Annotated in this window: 16 protein-coding genes; 8 read left to right on the top strand and 8 right to left on the bottom strand. The window is 52.9% G+C overall.

Annotated features, from left to right (window positions below):
* Window positions 1-3: 3 nt before the first annotated feature.
* Window positions 4-1308, bottom strand: coding sequence for a C4-dicarboxylate transporter DcuC (gene dcuC, locus DQM29_RS14960; protein ID WP_111741429.1), 1305 nt, complete (start codon window positions 1306-1308; stop codon window positions 4-6).
* Between the two features lie 375 nt (window positions 1309-1683).
* Here dcuC and cysQ point away from each other — a divergent pair, with 375 nt between their 5' ends.
* A complete protein-coding gene (gene cysQ / locus DQM29_RS14955; RefSeq protein WP_111741428.1) occupies window positions 1684-2463 on the top strand; it encodes a 3'(2'),5'-bisphosphate nucleotidase CysQ in 780 nt (259 codons plus the stop codon).
* 246 nt (window positions 2464-2709) lie between these two features.
* Window positions 2710-2916, top strand: a complete 207-nt coding sequence (locus DQM29_RS14950) for a DUF1107 domain-containing protein (RefSeq protein ID WP_111741427.1) — start codon at window positions 2710-2712, stop codon at window positions 2914-2916.
* Window positions 2917-3035: 119 nt separating this feature from the next.
* Here the strand turns inward: DQM29_RS14950 and paeA are convergent, their stop codons facing one another.
* Window positions 3036-4370: a polyamine export protein PaeA gene (paeA, locus tag DQM29_RS14945; RefSeq protein ID WP_111741426.1), complete on the bottom strand. Its 1335-nt coding sequence runs from the start codon at window positions 4368-4370 to the stop codon at window positions 3036-3038.
* Between the two features lie 175 nt (window positions 4371-4545).
* Window positions 4546-5184 carry a peptide-methionine (S)-S-oxide reductase MsrA gene (msrA, locus tag DQM29_RS14940; RefSeq protein WP_111742119.1) on the bottom strand — a complete coding sequence of 213 codons (639 nt, stop codon included), beginning with the start codon at window positions 5182-5184 and terminating at the stop codon, window positions 4546-4548.
* Window positions 5185-5466: 282 nt separating this feature from the next.
* Between msrA and tamA the strand changes: the two genes are divergently transcribed.
* From tamA to DQM29_RS14925, 3 genes are read left to right on the top strand one after another with little or no spacing between them, the layout of a single operon-like run.
* The gene (gene tamA, locus DQM29_RS14935; RefSeq protein WP_415270873.1) at window positions 5467-7218 is read left to right on the top strand and encodes an autotransporter assembly complex protein TamA; all 1752 of its coding nucleotides are present in this window, start codon (window positions 5467-5469) and stop codon (window positions 7216-7218) included.
* Window positions 7215-10979: an autotransporter assembly complex protein TamB gene (gene tamB / locus DQM29_RS14930; protein WP_170126549.1), complete on the top strand. Its 3765-nt coding sequence runs from the start codon at window positions 7215-7217 to the stop codon at window positions 10977-10979. Before tamA ends, tamB begins: the two co-directional genes overlap by 4 nt.
* Before the next feature lie 2 nt (window positions 10980-10981).
* Window positions 10982-11326 (top strand): gamma-glutamylcyclotransferase family protein, encoded by a 345-nt coding sequence (locus tag DQM29_RS14925; protein ID WP_111741425.1) that lies wholly within the window; start codon window positions 10982-10984, stop codon window positions 11324-11326.
* A gap of 65 nt (window positions 11327-11391) precedes the next feature.
* Here the strand turns inward: DQM29_RS14925 and DQM29_RS18500 are convergent, their stop codons facing one another.
* Window positions 11392-12531, bottom strand: coding sequence for a fimbrial protein (locus DQM29_RS18500; protein WP_232054930.1), 1140 nt, complete (start codon window positions 12529-12531; stop codon window positions 11392-11394).
* 271 nt (window positions 12532-12802) lie between these two features.
* On the opposite strand from DQM29_RS18500, the gene DQM29_RS14915 reads away from it, so the two are divergent.
* Window positions 12803-13030, top strand: a complete 228-nt coding sequence (locus tag DQM29_RS14915; protein WP_111741424.1) for a hypothetical protein — start codon at window positions 12803-12805, stop codon at window positions 13028-13030.
* A 122-nt stretch (window positions 13031-13152) separates the two neighbouring features.
* Here the strand turns inward: DQM29_RS14915 and ppa are convergent, their stop codons facing one another.
* From ppa to fbp, 4 genes are all read right to left on the bottom strand, one after another.
* A complete protein-coding gene (ppa, locus tag DQM29_RS14910) occupies window positions 13153-13683 on the bottom strand; it encodes an inorganic diphosphatase (protein WP_111741423.1) in 531 nt (176 codons plus the stop codon).
* Between the two features lie 155 nt (window positions 13684-13838).
* Complete coding sequence (locus DQM29_RS18835) at window positions 13839-13952, bottom strand: hypothetical protein (RefSeq protein ID WP_232054929.1); 114 nt, start codon at window positions 13950-13952, stop codon at window positions 13839-13841.
* Window positions 13953-14023: 71 nt separating this feature from the next.
* Window positions 14024-14770, bottom strand: coding sequence for a sulfite exporter TauE/SafE family protein (locus tag DQM29_RS14905; protein WP_111741422.1), 747 nt, complete (start codon window positions 14768-14770; stop codon window positions 14024-14026).
* A 136-nt stretch (window positions 14771-14906) separates the two neighbouring features.
* The gene (gene fbp, locus DQM29_RS14900; RefSeq protein ID WP_111741421.1) at window positions 14907-15914 is read right to left on the bottom strand and encodes a class 1 fructose-bisphosphatase; all 1008 of its coding nucleotides are present in this window, start codon (window positions 15912-15914) and stop codon (window positions 14907-14909) included.
* 271 nt (window positions 15915-16185) lie between these two features.
* On the opposite strand from fbp, the gene mpl reads away from it, so the two are divergent.
* Window positions 16186-17559: a UDP-N-acetylmuramate:L-alanyl-gamma-D-glutamyl-meso-diaminopimelate ligase gene (mpl, locus tag DQM29_RS14895; protein WP_111741420.1), complete on the top strand. Its 1374-nt coding sequence runs from the start codon at window positions 16186-16188 to the stop codon at window positions 17557-17559.
* Window positions 17560-17673: 114 nt separating this feature from the next.
* Window positions 17674-19749 carry a DUF4139 domain-containing protein gene (locus tag DQM29_RS14890; RefSeq protein ID WP_111741419.1) on the top strand — a complete coding sequence of 692 codons (2076 nt, stop codon included), beginning with the start codon at window positions 17674-17676 and terminating at the stop codon, window positions 19747-19749.
* Window positions 19750-19791 lie beyond the last annotated feature (42 nt).

Raw genomic sequence — 19791 nt, 5'->3', positions numbered from 1 at the left:
GGCCTAGAGCATAACCAGCGCAACAAAGAGCAGAGAGACCACCACGCCCGGCGCGGTGCGCTTGACGAGCTCTATTGGGTTAATGGCGGCGATACCGGCACAGACGATGGCCACGCCGGACACGGGCGATACCGTGCGCCCAAGTGCGCCGCTCATGGTTGAGGCCATGCCCAGGTCGGGGATGGTGTAGCCAAATTCCATGGCGTGGCGCGTCACGGTGTCGTTAAAGGCCAGCGAAGCCGCGTCACCCGAGCCAGTCAGGACGCCCATCAGGAACGGGCCTACCGTGCCTCCCCAGCGGGCCAGCTCTGGGTGATGGGTCAGAAAATAGATAAAGCTGTTAATTAAGCCAGAGGCGTTAAGCCCGGCGGCAAATACTGATGCAGCGATGATAATGCCCAGCACGTCGCTGTAGGCATTGCCCATGCCTTTGAAAAACTCTTTGGTCATGGAAATAGGGCTGCGGCGGGTAATCAGCAGCGAATAGATAACGCCGATGAGCATCGCCGCGGGTACGGTCATTTTTACGCTACCAAACCAGGTTGTAGTGCTGGCAATAAGCAGCAGAACCAGCGGAATAAACGGTGCAGTTGCGTAGAGATAGTTGGTGCGTACCTCATCCTTCTCTTTGACCTCGCCTGCGCTCGCAGCTCCCTCTGCCAGCTGAATGCGGTACTCTTTACGCACCAGAGCAACGATGGAAAGAGACACTGCGCCAATAATGCCCAGCGCGATGCTGTACGGTGCGTGGTATCGGATCAGATCGACAATCTCCATTTTTGTGAAGCCTTCTGTTCCCACCATGATTTCGTTATACAGGTTAGACACGAAGGCGTTATGGGAGAGGCCGGGGCTTAATAGAGAGCCAATCGTGCCGCTAAGGATAGCCGCACCGGCAATGGCCGGATGAACCCGTGAACCAACAAGTAGCGGGATCAGCGTTGCGCCAACGGCGGCTGAACAGCCCGCCGCTGAGGGGATGGCAATATTGATAAAGTAGGTCATCAGCACAGTGGCGGGAATGAGAAAAAAGCCCAGTCGGCTCATCATCCCCGTTAAGGCTTTAACCAGATGCATGTCGCAGGTGGTGTACTTCATGACGTAGGCAAAGCCCATGCTGGCGCAAATAGCCTGAATCAGGCTGGTTGAGGTCATGCTTTTGGCAAACGCCTCAAAGCCCGTCATAGGGCTTAGCGCAACCAGGCACATCAGTAGGCCGGAACCTATCAGCACCATGCGCGTCTCATACTGCTTTATCAGCAGATAAACGGTAACGGCGACAATCAGCAGGGCGATAATTTCTATCATAGTGTTCTTACTCTCCATGTCATTAAGCGGTAAGTCGTCAGCGGCTAGCGGTCAGTGTTCATGGCTTTTTGAGCCGAAAGGTTGTTGATGGATCCGTTTACCCTGAACAGAATTTAAAAAGCGTCTGGCTGTCGTTATATGCTGGAGTGTTTTTACAAACAATAAAGAAATATACAGTTTGTTATGTTGATCACTTTGTTTTGTAATTAATGCATCTGAAAGCAATGGGCAGTGCTAGCGAGAGCTACTTTTGCACCACAAAAAGAAAAATCGGTTCACAGCGCAAATTCGGTCAATAACGGGATGGAAGTACTGGTTATTGTGGGAAAAAGCGCTACCCTGATAGGCAATGCAATGAGTTAAGAGAGAACGTCGATGCCACACTTATCCCCCACTCTGGAAGCCATTTGTACGCTGTCGCGCCGTGCTGGAGATGCCATCATGGCCGTCTATCGCAATAAAGCGCCGCTGGACGTCAGCACAAAGTCTGACAGCTCACCTGTCACCGCTGCCGATCTGGCGGCGCACAGAGTGATAGTAGAAGGGCTGGCGCTGCTCACGCCAAATATTCCGGTGCTGTCTGAAGAGTCTCCTCAAGAGTGGCAAGTCAGGCGCAAATGGAACCGCTACTGGCTGGTGGATCCGCTGGACGGAACGAAAGAGTTTCTTGCCCGCAACGATGAATTTACCGTCAATATCGCCCTGATAGAAGACGGTGAGCCGGTGATGGGGGTGGTGTATGCGCCTGCGCTTAAAGTGCTGTACGCGGCAGAAGCGCAAAAAGCCTGGAAGGAAAAAGACGGCCTGCGCCGCGAAATCAGCCCTCAGTCGGCCAATCCGCCAAAGGTGGTGTGCAGCCGTTCCCATCAGGATGAACAGCTGACGGCGTTTCTAGATTCGCTGGGGGATTACGAAACGACAGCGGTAGGCTCATCGCTAAAATTTTGTCTAGTGGCAGAAGGCAGTGCACAGCTTTACCCACGCTTTGGGCCGACGAACATTTGGGATACGGCAGCAGGCCACGCCATCGTTCGGGCGGTAGGGTTACAGGTGAATAACTGGCAGGATATTCCGCTTAATTATGCACCAGAGGAGTCGTTTCTCAATCCCGGTTTTTACGTTTCCGTTGACGAAGACAAACTCTGGAAACATTAGCTATAAATAACGACGATGTCACAATTTACAGGCATTTATTCGATTATTATTAGTGTGTAACCTATACTTATAGGGTATAGGAACGCTTCTTGACGTTTCCGTAATGAGTGTAAATAAGATTAAAGAGGTTAGGCGTATCACTCTAAGTCGTGTTTACTAAGGTGAATAGCGAGCGCCACGCTAAAAAGTTATTCACGTGGCCGTGCTATATGCGTTGGTCTTGAAAATAACGATGGAGGACATGAAATGAAAATCTTCCCTAGCTACAATCCTCAGAGGGTTGCGCTATACGTGAAGACGCTCTTCCGCGGCAGGCTCTACATCAAAGGTATTGGTGCGTTTGAGTTTGATATGGGGAAAATTCTACTTCCAAAGGTGTGCGATAAGCTTCATTTTAACGTGATGTCAGAGGTGAATCGGGAAGTCTTAGAGCTGCGCGCTGAGTTTGCCTGATTTTCCCGGTAGCCAGAAGTAAGTGGCTACCGTCGTTAAATTACATTTGTTACATGTAAATGCCGATGGCCATCGAAAGATGGCCTTTTTGCTTTTTAGGCTCCGGCAGCCGCTTACGGCTAGTTTTCTTCTCCGCTTTCCTGCGTTCCTTTCGCGTTTTCCTGAATCGGCGTTTCAACAATGCGGGTGACCAGCAGCTGGTCGATCTTGTAGCTGTCGATATCTACAACTTCAAACTTGTAGCCAGCAAACTTGACAGAGTCGGTACGCTTAGGGATTTTTCTCAGCATGTACATCATAAAGCCGCCGATCGTCTCGTAGTTCTCGGCGCGTGGGAACTCGTCAATGGACAGCACGCGGATAACGTCATCAATAGGCGTTACGCCATCGATAAGCCAAGAGTTTTCATCGCGTGCGACGATCTGCTCTTCCTGACCGGCGCCGACAAGGTCGCCCATCAGGGTGGTCATCACGTCTTTAAGGGTAATAATGCCGACAACCAGCGCGTACTCGTTGAGGATAACCGCGAAGTCTTCACCGGCGCTGCGGAAGCTTTCCAGCGTTTCTGACAGAGTCAACGTGTCAGGAATGATCAGGGGCGTGTGGATTTGTACTCCGCCCTTAAGGGTCAGATTTTCATTCTTGAGCACTCGAATCAGCAGGTCTTTTGAGTCGACATAGCCGACGACGTGGTCGATAGAGTCGCTACAAACCAGAAACTTGGAGTGTGGATAGCTGGAGATTTTTTCTTTTATGTCCTCTTCCTGCTCGTCGAGCTGAAAGAAAATAACCTGCTCGCGGGGCGTCATGGCTGAGGGCACGTTGCGCGACTCCAGCTCAAACACGTTTTCGATCAGTTCGTGTTCCTGCTTGCGCAGCGCGCCTGCCAAGGCTCCAGCCTCAAATACGGCATAGACGTCATCAGAGGTGATGTTGTCGTTGCGCACCAGCGGCAGCTTAAACAGCCGGAAAATCAGCGTCGCCAATCCGTTAAACAGCCAAACCAGAGGGCGGAACAGAATGATGCATAAGCGCATTGGATTGATAATCCGAACGGCAACCGCCTCCGGAGACGTCATGCCAATGCGTTTTGGCGCCAGGTCAGCAAACAGAATGAACATGGAAGTAACAAAGGAGAAAGAGATAATAAAGCCAATTTGCTTTGCAACCTCTGGCTGTACAAATTTACTGAAAAACTCGGCTAAATAGGGGGTAAAAACCGAATCGCCGACGATCCCGCCTAAAATGGCGACAGCGTTGACGCCGATTTGCACTACGGTAAAAAATACGCCCGGCGTTTCCTGAAGCTGTAAAACGCGCTGCGCGTTGATGTTGCCTTCATCCGCCATCATTTTCAGCTTTATTTTTCTCGAAGCGGCAAGGGCTATCTCCGAGACCGAGAAAAACGCGCTGACGGCGATCAGCAAAACGATCTGTAATAAACTGTTTAACATAAAACTATCCGCAAATGTGCTGGAAATGGAGTCTGACACAGGGCGCTTGAAAAGCGTTAAAGAGCGGCGGGCTTTTGCTCTTACAGACCCTTGCCCGCGCTGAATAACAAGTATAACAGCTGCTTAACGCTTGTCCTATTTCTTTAAACTCCCCCGATTTCCGTGAAAACCTGCGTCAGGCCGGCGGTGGCAGGCATACGCCGATACCGCCAAGATTGCAGTATCCGTTGGGGTTTTTGTCTAAGTACTGCTGATGATCTTCTTCTGCAAAGTAGAACGGTTTAGCTGTGACAATTTCTGTTGTGACTTGGCGAAGATCTCCCGCTTTACGCATCGCGGCGATAAAGGCCGCTCTGCTGGCGCGAGCCTGCTCAAGCTGGGCGTTCGTGATGGCATAAATAGCCGAACGGTACTGAGTGCCAATATCATTACCCTGTCGCATTCCCTGTGCGGGGTCGTGGTTTTCCCAAAACAGCTGTAAAAGATGGGAATAGGGCAGAACGGTAGGGTCAAAAACGATGCGAACCACTTCTGCATGGCCGGTTTTACCGCTACACACTTCTCGATAGTTTGGGTTAGGCGTTACACCACCGCTGTAGCCCACGGCGGTGCTGTATACGCCGGGCTGCTGCCAGAACAGGCGCTCAGCGCCCCAGAAGCACCCCATAGCGAAAAGCGCCACTTCCATGCCGTTCGGCACTTCGCTCATTGAGGCGTGCAGAACCCGATGCCTAAGGCTGACGGGCATCGGTCGTGAACGCCCTTCCAGCGGGTTCTCCGGCTGAATAAACGCGTCGGAATTTACCGTTGTCATAAAAAACTCCCACATGTTTTTGTCAAGATAGGGTTAAGCGTGTTGTATCTCTTGGGATCTTTGCCGACAATATACACATCATATTTTACATTGCAGGTTCGTTGGCTGCGCTCAATAACCCTGATTTTGTCGCGCGCTGTGCGCTTAGGGTTTTTCTTACTTGCTGCCAAACCTGCACTTGAATGATTTCGAGTACATGACAAAGCCTTAACAGAGCGTCACGGTTTGACCCTGATTATCGGTTAATTGTAGTCGACCTAACGAATAATTTTAGGAGCCCGTGTGTCACGATCTCGATACAGATTTTTTTTCCTGCTGTTGTCGCCTTTGGTTCTGACGCTCTCGACCAAAGCGGCAGAGGTCAGTTTGGCAGTTGAGGGGCTTAGCGGTGAACTGAAAGATAACGTTGACGCGCTTCTGGCCGCCATTCCGGAAAGTGAAATGTCGGAGAGCCCTCGCTTTACCCGCCAAGTGGAAGAGGCGATTAAAAAGGGGCTGCGGGCGAAGGGCTACTACCAGCCGGAAATCAAATTTGACGTGAAGCCTTCGGCGCTGGGTTTAACGCCGGTGCTGACGGCGACGGTAAACCCCGGCGAGCCGGTTAAAATCGAAGAGACGAACGTTGTGATTACCGGACAGGCGCTAAAAGACGACGCCTACACGGAGCTGTTGAAAACAGGTATTCCCGCCAAGGGAACGGTTTTGGATCACGGCACCTATGACAGCTTTAAGGGCTCGCTGACCGGTTTGGCCATTCGCCGCGGATATTTCGACGCCAGCATTGAACACAGCCAGCTTGGCGTTGCGCAGGATCTGCATCAGGCCTTTTGGGACATCGATTTTGACAGCGGTGACCGCTACCGTTTTGGCAAAGTCACCTTTACCGGCTCGCAAATTCGCGACGACTACCTGCAAAACCTGATCCCGTTTAAAGAGGGGGAGTACTACACCTCTGCACAGCTGTCTGAGCTGAACCGTCGCCTTTCGTCCACTAACTGGTTTACCAGCGTGGTGGTTTCCCCCGACTTTGAGCATGTTTACGGCGATAAACTTTTGCCGCTGGAGGGCGTACTGGCGCCCCGCAGCCAGAATGTGATTGAGCTTGGCGGCGGCTACTCCACGGATATTGGCCCCAGAGTGAAGGCTAACTGGAAGAAGCCGTGGATTAACGATCGCGGGCACAGTCTGGAAACCAGCGTTAACCTCTCGGCGCCGGAGCAGAGCCTTGATTTCTCTTATAAAATTCCTCTCCTGAAAAGTCCTCTTGAACAGTATTACCTATTGCAGGCGGGCTATAAGCATGAAGATCAAAACGACACCAAGTCCAGTACCGGAACAATGAACGTGGCGCGCTACTGGGATCTTTCCAGCGGCTGGCAGCGCTCAGTCAACCTGCGCTGGAGCGTGGACGACTTTACTCAGGCCGATGTCACCAATACCACTATGCTGCTGTACCCCGGCGTTAGCGTGAACCGTACGCGGCAGCGCGGCGGCGTGATGCCCTCATGGGGAGACAGCCAGCGCTACTCCGTTGACGTATCGAACACGATTTGGGGCTCGGACGTTAACTTCACCGTCACTCAGGCGCAGAACGTTTGGATCCGTTCTTTGGGTAAGAATGACAGTCACCGCTTTATTGCCCGAGGAAACATCGGGTGGATTGAAACCGGCGACTTCACCAAAGTGCCGCCGTCCCTGCGCTTTTTTGCCGGTGGCGATCGCAGCATCCGCGGCTATAAGTACAAGTCCGTTTCGCCCGAAGACAGCGACGGCAAACTGACCGGCGCCTCAAAGATGGCGACCGGCTCGCTGGAGTATCAGTATAACGTGACGGGCAACTGGTGGGGCGCGGCGTTTGCCGACGGCGGTGACGCCGTGAACAAGATCGATGACTACAAGTTTAAAAAGGGTGCTGGCGTTGGCGTGCGCTGGGCTTCGCCGATCGGTCCTATCAAGTTTGATATTGCCGCACCGATTGGCGATAAGGACGAAAGCGGTATGCAGTTTTATATCGGATTGGGGCCAGAGCTATGAACCTGAAAAAATGGATAAAACGTACGCTGATTGGCCTATTGCTGGTGGTTATCCTGCTGGTGGCCGCGCTGGCCTTTCTGCTCGGTACGCAAACCGGTTTACAGTTCACACTGGGCCAACTCCCTAAGGTCGTTCCCGGCCTGTCCATTGGTGGGGTGAAAGGCGGGCTTCGCGACCTCACGTTAACACAGGTGGGCTATGAGATGCCCGGTGTGGCGGTTGGCGTTGACACTTTCCACCTTTCTATTAATTTTGGCTGTATTACTGACGGCCGAATCTGTGTTAACGCAGTGACGGCCGACGGCGCGAACGTCAAGATAGACACTGCCAGCCTGCCTGTATCAGAAACGCCAGAGGTTGAGGTTACTCCCAGTGCGCCCGTTACGGACATTCAGACGCCTTACCCCATTGAGTTGAACCTGCTTAGGCTAACCAACGTTAACGTTGCGGTGGATGACATTACTATCGCCGTAGGTGAGTTTCGCACGGCAGCGAGCTGGCAAAAGCGCCAGATTGATATTTGGCCGACGAATATACGTCAAGCGATCGTCGATCTGCCTTCTGCACCGCAGGGTGCCGTTGAGCAGCCCGCACAGCCAACACAAACGACTGGTGACGCGCTGAAGGCGCTGTTCAGCGAGCCTCTGCTGGCATCGCTACCGGAAGTGATCCTGCCGATGGATTTCTCGCTGCCAAGCCTTGTCGGGGAAGATATAAGGTTAACGGGGAGCGCGCCTTTACAAATCGACCGCCTTGAGCTGAATGCCGTAACCAAAGAGGCTCACGTACAGATCCTGTCGCTGAAGGTTAACGCTCCTGAAGGCATTGTTGCCTTAACCGGCGACGCTACGATGAGTGAACGCTGGCCGGTTAACCTGACGCTAAATGCCACAGTAAATGAGCCAACTCTCAAAGGAGAAAAGGTTAAGCTGCTGCTGGGTGGTGAAGTGACGGGGCAGTTAACAGTCGATCTTAACGCGTCAGGGCCAGTTGGCGCGACGCTAAAGGGAGAAACCTCTCTGGCAACTGCTGGGTTGCCGGTTTCCCTTACGCTGGAAAGCTCTAAAGTGCAGTGGCCTCTTAGCGGAAAAGGCGACTACAGGGTAAACAATACGCGGCTGCGTCTGACGGGATCGGCGTTGGACTACGCTCTTTCTCTGCGAGCATCCGTGGAGGGAACAGATATTCCTCCTGCTGACCTACTGGTTGACGGCAAGGGGAACGAAAGGGCGTTTACTCTTTCTCGCCTGCGACTGAGTGCGCTGCAGGGCAAGGCCGAAGTGAACGGCGTGGCGGATTGGAGTAACGCCGTTAGCTGGCGAGCTCAGCTGAACGTGGACGGCATCAATACTGCTAAACAGTGGCCCGAATGGCCCGCGACGCTAAACGGAAAGGCGTCGACTAAAGGCAGCCTGTACGGCGGCAGCTGGCAGCTCGAGGTGCCGGAAATCGATTTAAACGGTCAGGTAAAGCAAAACCGCCTGAGCATTCAGGGGGCGCTGAAGGGGAACGATTCAGGCCAGTGGAGCATTCCCAGCTTTACGCTAGCGCTTGGGCCTAACAGCGTGAAGGCGAAAGGGGAACTGGCAAAGATCTGGAACCTCGATGCGGATATCAACGCGCCGAAGTTGACCGGCATGCTGCCGGGGCTGAGCGGCACGGCTAAGGGCAATTTGCGCCTTCGCGGCAGTGCGAAAGCACCTCAACTGCTGGCAGACCTGACGGCCAACGGCCTGGGCTGGCAGGATATGCACATTGGCAACGTGGCGCTAAACGGTGACGTTACGTCAGCGGCTCAGATAAAGGGCACGCTTTCCCTGAAAGTGAAAGAGCTGAAACAGGGTGATATGCGGATTTCCCAACTGGCACTGGATGCGAACGGCAATGAAAGCCAGCACCAGCTTCATCTAAACGTGAACGGAGAACCGGTGTCCGGTGCGCTGACGCTGAGCGGTAGTTTTAACCGCGCCTCTGAAAGCTGGAAGGGCACGCTGAGCAGCACCCGCTTTATGACACCGGTCGGCGAGTGGCGCCCGTCTCAGGACGTGGCGCTGGGTTATCGCAACGCCCAACAGACGGCGTCTATTGGCGCCCACTGTTGGCGTAATCCGAATGCGGAAATCTGTATTCCAAAAACTATAGAGGCAGGTCCCAGCGGTAAGGCCAGCATTGTGCTTAACCGCTTTGATTTAGCCATGCTGGCACCGATGCTTGGGAGCGAAACCAAGGCCAAGGGGGTGTTTACCGGCAATGCCGATGTAAGCTGGAGTGCGGGTGGCGGTATGCCGCAGGCAAAAGTCGCCCTTAAAGGCAACGGTGTTTCGGTTAACCAGATGGTATCTGGGCGCTGGATGCCGATCGCGTTTAATACCCTGACTCTTGACGCTCAGGCGCGGGGCAACCGTGCGGAACTGAACTGGCTGATGAGCCTCGCCAATAACGGCAGCCTGAGTGGCAAAGTACAGGTGAGCGATCCTCAGGGTGCCAGAGGACTCTCTGGGCAAGTTAGCATTAATAACGTCTCCCTCGCCCTGCTTCAGCCTGTGTTGCAAAAGAAAGAGCAGGCGGAAGGTATGCTGAACGCCGATCTGAAGCTGGCGGGAACGGCTCAGAGCCCGCGCATTTTGGGGCGGCTAGCTCTCGATAGGCTGCGGCTGAATACCCAGTGGACCCCGGTTGTGGTGAAAGAAGGTCAACTGGTGATGAACTTCAACGGCACCAGCTCGGATCTGAACGGTACCATTCAGACAGAAAAGGGATCTCTGGCGCTGGGCGGCAGTGCCGATTGGCGTAGGCCAGAAGCCTGGCGAGCGGCTATCACTGCCAAGGGCGATCGGATCCGCATTTCTATGCCGCCCACTGTTTCGCTCGACGTTTCTCCGGACATTGTTTTTGAAGCCACGCCGAGCCTGCTGACGCTAAACGGTTCAGTAAGCATTCCGTGGGCGCGTATCGTCGTGGAAGAGGTTCCTGCGACCGCAACCGGCGTGTCGTCTGACGAAGTGATGCTTGATAATTCACGACAGCCTATCCAGACAAAAACGGCGTCAATCCCCATTAATAGCAACCTGACGATCCACATCGGTAACAACGTGGCCATTAATGCCTTTGGGTTGAAGGCTCGCCTGCAGGGAGACTTGAAAGTTGCTCAGGACAAGAAGGGGCTGGGGCTTAACGGTCAGGTAAATATTCCGAGCGGCCAGTTCCGCGCCTACGGGCAGGATCTGATTATCCGCAAGGGCGTTATCCAGTTTGCCGGACCGGCGGATCAGCCGCTGCTGAATCTGGAGGCTATTCGTAATCCGGAATCTACCGAGAACGACGTTACCGCAGGCGTGCGCGTAACCGGGCTTGCCAGCGAACCCAAGGTGGAGATTTTCTCTGACCCAGCGATGTCACAGCAGGCTGCGCTCTCTTACCTTCTGCGCGGGCAGGGGCTGGACAGCGGCGGTGGTGACAGTGATATGATGACGTCAATGCTTATCGGGATGGGTGTCGCCAAGAGCGGCAAGCTGGTGGGGCAAATCGGCGAGGCCTTTGGCGTCAAAAACCTGTCTCTAGATACGCAGGGCGTAGGCGACAGCTCTTCTGTAGTAGTCAGCGGCTATATTATGCCGGGGCTACAGGTGAAGTACGGCGTGGGCATCTTTGACTCGCTGGCGACGTTGACGCTGCGCTACAGGCTGATGCCGCGGCTCTATCTGGAAGCGGTATCCGGTATCGATCAGGCGCTGGACGTGCTCTATCAGTTTGAGTTTTGATTATGCGAATCATTGTTTATGGAAGTTTAAGAAAAGGCCAAGGCAACAGCCACTGGATGACTAACGCCCAGTGGCTGGGTGACTATCGCATTGCAGGCTACGAGCTGTATGACCTGGGGCATTACCCTGCGGTGATTAAAGGCGACGGTGAGATTGACTGTGAAGTGTATCGCATTGACTCAGCCATTCTGGCTGAGCTTGATGACCTTAAGCATGATACCCGAGACTATAGGCGTGAGCTGGTTCAGACGCCCTACGGCAGCGCGTGGATGTACCTTTACCTGCACTCTGTGGAGGGCCTTCGGCGCATTGACAGCGGTGACTGGATCAGCCGGGAGAAGACGTAACCAGTGCCACCGTCGCGACTGAATTGAAGCGGCGGTGGCTGGAGAGAGCCGCTGCCGGCTTTTCGCTATTCGTAGTTAAAGGTAAAGGTTGCTTTAGCGCTGAAGTTTCCTGCTGCAATCGGCTGACCGTCAGGAAGCAGCTGGGCTGTAAAGTAAAAGTCGCGAGACAGCGCCCACCAGTCATCCTGATAGTTATTAATTACCCAGTTTGTACCATTCGGCATCATTACCGTATTGGCACTTCCGAGTTTTGAAACCACCTTAACCCCAGCTCCTGATGCGCTGCCGTTAGTTTTCCCTAAGAGGTTTGACTTTGGCGAACTGTTGGCTGCAACCATCTTCACTTTGATCTTCGAAGCGGAGCAGCCTTTACCGCGAATGGTAAAGGGAATTTCTGGCGTAGTGCTGTTTTTGACCTGAGACGTGTAGTATTCCCCTAGCGATAGCGTGTTGTTTGAAATTTCTTTCCCGTTTGATATCAGCACGTGGGCATCACAGGTCGGTTCCGTGACGGTAAAGTGAAGAGAACTGGTATCAGCCACAAAGTAAATTTCTGGCTCACCGCTTCCACCAATGCGCCAGGTAGCGATTTTCCCCGAGATCGCTCTGCCTTCAGATACGCCTGTTTGCGGCTTGAACTCGGGCGTCTGATACAGGCGAAACCGAAGTTTCCACATCGCGTCAGAATTCTCCCAGGCGAACCAGTCATCAGGGCTTGGATAGGTGTTTTTGGAGTTAGAGCCAGCCAGTAGGTGCAGACCAACAACGGTTTTCCTATCTCGATCGCAGTAGTCGCATATAAGCTCCACCGTGTAGTTGATACCAGGTACAGTGGTTTTTAACAATGCCTGACCTTTTGCCCCTGAGTATTGAGTATTCAATATGTTTGAGGCGGCTGAATTGATGAAGTAGACGGTTCGACTATCGAAATACGGGTCTGACGCCTTGCAGCCGACATCAATATCTGTGAGAGGAAAGTCATAAGCCGTTTCAGTACGAAATATTTCAACAGGAGTGTCGACGTGAGCCAGTGGAATATTTAACGTGATAGGGTTAACCACAACGGTATGATTGCGACTAGAGCCTTCCACATAGCATTTGCCGTGGCCTTGTGCATTATCATCCTCAGCCTGTACTTGAGGCAGGCCTATTGCTAACGGCAGCAGGCCAACTAGCAGTAACAGAAGACGGCATGTTTGTTTCATAGTGAATCCCTGAATGGTGTTCTGTTAGAAGAGTCTCTGTGCCAGATACAGAAAGGCTTAAGCTAAATCTGAGAGCGGCCTTTTTATTTTATATATTAATTATATTCATATGAAATAATATTCAATATATATAATTCTATTGTTTATTTTTTCTCCAATACTTAGTTGATTGAGTTATCTATTTTTTTATTGAACTCAGCGTCGTTAATACTTAGTGTGAAAATAGGCTGAGATGAATAAAAATAAAATAGTGGAACTATTGAGATAAAGAATGGTTATTTACATCATGCTTCCCTTACGTCTCATTGAGCGTTGCTACGGCGCGGGTAATTTTGACGAAGCTGAGGACGATATTTTTCAGGCGCTATGGGAGTCGAGAGATGATAAGAAAACAGAACCGGGCTGGCAAATTAGCATCGATTCCCAGCACGAGAACCCGTATTTTCATGCGCTGATTTTAACCGTAGATGGCATCTCCTCTAAAGCTGTGAGCGGCTGATCGAGCTAGAGCTATTGGAAGAGGGTGAGGGCTGTAGGCCGCCTTCGCAGAGAGAAAAAAGGCAGCGCAAAAAATAAACCCCGCGAAAGCGGGGCCTATGTCATCAATATCAGCGAAGGGCGTTACTTCTTCTTGGCGCGCTCGAAAGAGGCGACGATTTCAGCCTTGGCGGCTTCGGCGTTGTCCCAGCCTTCTACTTTTACCCACTTGCCCTTTTCCAGATCTTTGTAGTGTTCAAAGAAGTGGGCGATTTGGGCGCGCAGCAGTTCAGGCAGATCGTTAACGTCTTTAATATGATCGTAGTCTTTAGACAGCTTGCTGTGCGGTACAGCAACCAGCTTGGCGTCTTCGCCAGCTTCATCAGTCATCTTCAACACGCCAACCGGACGGCAGCGGATAACAACGCCCGGCTGCAGTGGATACGGGGTAGGAACCAGAACGTCTACCGGGTCGCCATCCAGAGACAGAGTATGGTTGATGTAGCCGTAGTTGCAGGGATAGAACATGGCGGTTGACATAAAGCGGTCAACAAAAATTGCGCCGCTTTCTTTATCCACTTCGTACTTGATTGGATCGGCATTAGCCGGAATTTCAATAACAACGTAGATATCTTCAGGCAGATCTTTACCTGCCGGAACGGAATTAAGGCTCATCGTTCTTTCCTTCTGTTCAATAGCGTAAGTGTAAAAGTGCCCTCATTATAGCCGACTCTAAGCGGGAATCTTCAACTTTTTGCAGGCAAAGGACGGCTAACGAAGGGCTTTTTAAGCGGAAAAGTGACGCGCGAGTGCTGAGCGAGTGAGACCGTCTAAGGAGTGGCTCGGATATAGATCAGTAGCCCGGCAATCACTACGCCGCCGATGCCAGACAGGGCACAGAAGGCAATTAAGGCGATGACGCCTTTGTTGCACGCACCGTTCATTGCGGTTTCTCCCAGAGAATATGTAACTTACTTTTATTATAAATGTTTTTAAAATGTAAACAATAACCTTGTTAAGCCAGTGCCTTCACCAGCAGAGACAGGCCGGACAGCAGCACAATAACGTTAACAATCTTGAGAAAGTGCTCCCTAGACAGCGCCAGAGTTATTCGGCGGCCAATATAGACGCCGATCAGCATGCCCGGCAGCAGAATCAGGGTCAGCAACAGTAAAGAAAGGTCGGTATAGACTCCAGCCAGAAGGAAAATAACGATGCGCGTCAGCGTGCTGAAGCCAATAATAGTGCTTTGCGTTACGCGGATAGCGCTATTGTCTTTTAACCTTCCTGACAGATAAATCGCGTAGATAAAGCCGCCGCTGCCAAACAGGGCGCTGAAAATGCCGCCGATAAAGCCAAAGGGATAGACCGCTCTGGGAGTAAATTCCGCGCTGGGCTTTATGCCGCTCAGGGCATAAAGGGAATAGGCAATAACGAATGCGGCCAGATAAACAAGAAGCTTTTGGGGATCGCTGTACAGCAAAACAGCGGCACCCACCAGACTGCCTAAAATCATCAGCGGTACAAGTCGCTTCACTTCCGACAGCACGGCGCTGTGACGATCCCGAGCTACGTTGGCGACTGCTGCTGAACAGTCGAGCAGTGCCAGCATAGGAACGATTCTATCCACTGGAATAAAGAAGGCTAACAGCGAACCGGCAATCAGCGCGGTGCCAAAACCGGTGATGCCAAAAATAACGTAGGTGACTGTTATCCCAGCAGTCATGATCAAGACGTCTAGCCAGTGAAGGTGTTCCAGCATTGCGATTCCCTTTTATTGATTCGCTATGTCATAAGGAAGAGTAGGAGAGCGGCGTTGAAATGTAAAAGATGATAGATATAAAAAAGAGGGCAAACGTGAACGCTGCCCTCTCTTATTAACGCGTGATGCCTATCGATTACGGCTCATCGGGGTAGTCGTGCATAAAGCGTTCGGCCTCTTTGACCATGGAGTCTGTGCCAATAAACAGAGGCATGCGCTGGTGCAGCGTGTCTGGAATGATGTCCAGAATGCGGCGGAAGCCGTCGCTGGCGCGGCCGCCGGCCTGCTCGGCCAGGAACGCCATCGGGTTGCACTCATACAGCAGGCGAAGCTTACCTTTAGGATGAGACGCGGTGCTTGGATAGAGATAAATGCCGCCCTTGAGCAGGTTGCGATGGAAGTCCGCAACCAGCGAGCCGATATAGCGCGAGGTGTAGGGGCGTTGGGTTGCCTCATCCTGCTCTTGACAGTACTTGAGGTATTTTTTCACGCCTAGCGGGAACTTGATGTAGTTACCTTCGTTGATGGAGTACATGTTACCCGATGCAGGGAAACGCACCTTCTCGTGAGACAGGCAGAACACACCGATGGAAGAGTCATAGGTGAACGCGTGGACGCCAACGCCGGTGGTATATACCAGCATCGTTGACGAACCGTACACCACGTAGCCCGCTGCCACCTGACGATTACCGGGCTGTAGGAAGTCTGCTTCGGTAATCGGCTGGCCGATTGGCGTAATGCGGCGGTAAATAGAGAAAATGGTGCCGACAGAAACGTTAACGTCGATGTTGGAGGAGCCGTCTAGCGGATCCATCAGAACGACGTATTTGGCGTTAGTGGCGCGTTCGCCCTCAAAGATGACAATATTGTCTTCTTCTTCCGACGCAATACCGGCGACTTCGCCGCGTGCCTTCAGAGCTGCTTTTAGCTTCTCGTTGGCGTACAGGTCCAGCTTCATCTGGACTTCACCCTGTACGTTGGAGACGCCGTTAGTGCCTAGGATATCGACCAGACCGGCCTTGTTAATGTCGCGGTGGATAATTTTCGCGCCGAGTTTGATGGCGGAGAGCAGTGAAGTCAGTTCGCCCGTAGCGTGGGGAAAATCCTGTTGCTTTTCGACGATGAATTCGCCTAACGTTTTCATGAACGGTTCCTGAATCGACCAAAGGTATGACGGCAGGCGCAAGCACCCGCACCGTCTCGCTGTAAATAAGGCTGCATTTTTCAATCATTCCCTTCTCGCAATGTCTGATGAGGTGAACCAGAGCTCGCGCAGATGCGGCAAAATCATTGAAAGAGAGAGCATGAAGATTTTAACTAAACGTTAAGAAAATTGATAGGCTATTCCCTTTGTAGCCTCTGTACTTAGGCGTTAGAATGAGAGCTAACTCGATACATCAACCGCTGGAAATATAATGCATATTCATATTCTTGGTATTTGCGGGACGTTTATGGGCGGTATTGCCATGCTGGCCCGATCGCTGGGCCATCAGGTTACCGGCTCAGATGCCAACGTCTATCCGCCGATGAGCACACTGCTTGAAAAGCAGGGGATCGACCTGATCCAGGGATACGATCCCTCTCAGCTGACGCCGCGCCCGGATCTGGTGATTGTGGGCAATGCGATGGGGCGGGGAAACCCCTGCGTTGAAGCCGTACTGGAAGAGGGGATGCCCTATGCGTCGGGTGCGCAGTGGTTACACGACAACGTGCTGCACCAGCGGTGGGTTATTGCCGTTGCCGGAACCCACGGGAAAACGACCACCGCCGGAATGGTGGCGTGGATCCTCGAAAGCTGTGGCTATAAGCCGGGCTTTGTCATTGGCGGCGTACCGGGGAATTTTGACGTTTCCGCCCGCCTGGGGGACAGCGATTTCTTTGTCATTGAGGCTGACGAGTACGATACAGCGTTCTTTGACAAGCGCTCCAAGTTCGTTCACTACTGCCCGCGCACGCTGGTGCTGAACAATCTGGAGTTTGATCATGCGGATATCTTTGAAGATCTGCACGCTATTCAAAAGCAGTTCCACCATTTGGTGCGGCTGGTGCCGGGAAAAGGCAAGATTATTCTGCCGGAAAGCGATGTAAACCTGAAGCAGGTGTTGAACATGGGCTGCTGGAGCGAGCTGGAAATGAGCGGCGTCGGGCAGCCTTGGCAGACCAACAAGCTGTCGGCGGACGCTAGCCACTTCCAAGTGCTGCTGAACGACGAAGTGGTTGGCGAGGTGAACTGGTCGCTGGTCGGCGAGCACAATATGCAAAACGGCCTGATGGCGGTTGCTGCTGCGCGCCACGTTGGCGTGAAGCCAGAAGACGCCTGCCGAGCACTGGGGCAGTTTATTAACGCCCGCCGTCGCCTAGAGTTGAAGGGCGAAGTTAACGGTATCACCGTGTACGACGACTTTGCTCACCATCCGACAGCGATTCTGGCAACGCTGGCAGCGCTGCGCAGCAAAGTAGGCGGCACTGCGCGCATTCTTGCGGTTTTGGAGCCTCGCTCCAACACGATGAAAATGGGCGTGAGTAAAGATGAGCTGGCGCCCGCGTTTGGCCGCGCCGATGAAGTGTTTATTCTTCAGCCATCTACGCTTCCGTGGCAGGTTTCCGACGTCACCGACGCCTGTATCCAGCCCGCTCACTGGACGGGTGATGTCGACATGCTGGTCAGCATGATTGCCAACAGCGCCCAGCCGGGGGATAACATTCTGGTGATGAGCAACGGCGGCTTTGGCGGCATTCACGAAAAGCTATTAGACGCGCTGACTAAGAAAGCGAAGGCGTCCTACTGAATCTAGTCACAAAATCGCCCGCCGGTTAAGCCGCTGGCGGGCTGTTTCTTTAAATGTTCCCGTGCGGTTTGGCATCCCTGCTATGACCCGTCTGTATGACAATAAGGAGATTTCATGAGACTGCGTTATCTGTCGGTATACTTTCTGGCTGTATTTGCGTTACCCGCTTTTCCCTCTTTGGCCAGTTCTGATACGGCGCTTCCTCTCAAAAGAGTGGCTCTGTCCAGCGCCGGTGTCGGCTACTTTGAATATGAAACGGAGGTTGACGGCCCAACGACGCTGTCTCTTTCCGTACCCCGCGATCAGATAGACGACGTGCTGAAAAGCATGATTGTTGTCGGCGCCAACGGCGGTGCAGTCTCTGTGCGCATGCCGGACAATGAGCCGCTGGAAAAGGGCTTTCGCGACTTTCAGTTTACGCCTGCTGCGCTGAAATCCCCCGTCAGCCTTCTGAACGAACTGCGCGGTGCGGACGTTTCTATTACCGGGCCTCGTTCCATAAAAGGGAAGCTAATGTCTGTGGAAACGGAGACAGCAACGCTGGGCAGCGGTATGGGCACGCAGAGCCGCTATCGCGTATCTGTTCTTACCAGTGAGGGATTACAGCAGGCCGTTTTGCAGGATGTACAGTCGCTGCGCTTTGATGACGAAAAGCTGCGCAATCAGCTTAACCACGCGCTGACGCTGGTGGCAGCGGCGCAGGAAAACGGGCCTCGCAGGCTGGATGTTGTGCTATCCGGTCAGGGAAAGCGGCAGGTGAAAATTGGTTACGTCGTTAGTACACCTGTTTGGAAAGTGGCCTATCGGGTTCAACTGGATAAAGACGATCGCGCTCATCTTCAGGGATGGGCTATTCTGGAGAATACCAGCGGGCGGGATTGGAATGACGTTGAACTGACGCTGCTGTCGGGAAACCCTATCGCCTTTCGCCAGCCGCTGTATCAGTCCTATTACGTTAACCGCCCTGTGGTGCCGGTTGAAACGCTTAACCACCAGATGCCGATCGTCGATCGCGGCGAGGTTAACGCAGCTAAAAAGCAGCGGGTCTTAATAGAAGAGCAGGCTCGTCAGGCTCGCCAAATGAAAGCCAGTTCATTAAACAGTGGGCAGTTTGCTGCTATGCCACAGGCATCGGCGGCTTCTGCCGCTGAGCGTGAGCAGATCACGGTGAGCACTGCATTGGCTCCACCGCCTCCGGCGGAAGCTGTAGAAAACCAGAGTCAGATTGTGCTTAAGCTGCCCGAGCGTCAGACCATTGCATCCGGCCAGTCGATGATGACGCCGATTATTGACAGCGATATGCCTGCTGTTCGTCACACGCTGCTGAATAACAATCGACCCGTTGTTGCCGTGGAGATTGCTAATGAAGGCAAAACCGGGCTGCCACCGGGAGCGATTACGTTTTATGACGGCAGCAGTGAAGCTGCCTATTTAGGCGATGGGCAAATCGGCGCTCTGCCCGCGGGAGACAAGCGACTGGTGGGCTTTGCTTCTGACCTGAACGTGCGCATTATTCGCGATGCGCCGACAACCAAAGAAGTGTATTCCGCATCGGTTGAGAACGGCATTGTGCAGATTAAGAACTCTGTGCGCCAGACGACAACCTATCGCCTGAAGTCACTGGCCAACGAAAAGCGCATTGTAGTGATTGATATTCCGCGTCAGCCGGGGGAAACGCTGGTTGAGCCGAAAGCGGACGCTAACAGCGTTAACCTGATCCAGAATGGCTATCGCATTCGTCATCCTCTTGCTGCCGGGCAGGAAGAGGCCGTGGATATCGTGACAGAGTCAGTCAGCCGAGAGTCCCTCAGCTTTGAGCAGATGCAGGAGATTGATCGCGATTCGCTAAACTATTACGCACAGACTATCGTGCAAAATGGCGCGATCGATGATGAAACAAAGCGCGTCTTCAGCAAGATCTCTGAAATGCGCAAAGACGCTATCGATGCGGATGAAGCCATCGCTGCCCTGCAGGGCGCAAGAGAGACCATTATTTCAGAACAGGCTCGCCTGCGTGAGAACCTTGGTCAGGTTCCCAACGGGAGCGACTTGCAGAAACGCTATCTGAAGCAAATGGAGCAGCAAGAAGACCAAATGGCTAGCCTGCTGGCGCAGATTGATACGGAAAAGGCCAAGAAAGCCAAGGCAGACGCTGCGCTTCGCGACTGGCTAGCCGGGCGCTCAAAGTGAGTTAACGTCGTTCGTATCGCTAGACTTCTGTTCTGAGCCGCC

Origin of the sequence: Leminorella richardii (assembly GCF_900478135.1) — a bacterium.
GTDB classification, from domain to species: domain Bacteria; phylum Pseudomonadota; class Gammaproteobacteria; order Enterobacterales; family Enterobacteriaceae; genus Leminorella; species Leminorella richardii.
This window is presented reverse-complemented; position numbering and strand designations above follow the sequence as displayed.